Origin of the sequence: Pseudomonas sp. C11 (genome assembly GCF_034683865.1) — a bacterium.
GTDB lineage: Bacteria > Pseudomonadota > Gammaproteobacteria > Pseudomonadales > Pseudomonadaceae > Aquipseudomonas.
Genome location: NZ_JAWIIP010000100.1, coordinates 1 through 233 on the forward strand (window position 1 = coordinate 1; position 233 = coordinate 233).

General features: G+C 68.7%; 1 protein-coding gene. It reads right to left on the bottom strand.

What is annotated here, in order from left to right; translation table 11 throughout:
• Positions 1-233 (bottom strand): ArsR/SmtB family transcription factor (locus tag VC352_RS25070; RefSeq protein ID WP_416340242.1); only part of this gene is annotated, 233 nt, incomplete at both ends.

The window sequence follows — 233 nt, forward strand, 5'->3', positions numbered from 1 at the left end:
AGCAGGTAGGGCGCGGCGATAGAAGATCGCGTTGCCTTCGCGGCGCGTGGGCACCAGGCCGGCCTGGGCCAGTACCTTGAGATGATGGCTCATGCCCGACTGGCCGCTGGCGAAGATCTGCGCCAGCTCCAGCACGCCGAACGAATCGTTGCTCAGCACGCGCAGGACGTTCAGGCGCAGCGGGTCGCCGCCGGCCTTGCACAGGGCGGCGAGCTCGTCGCAGGGGTCGAATG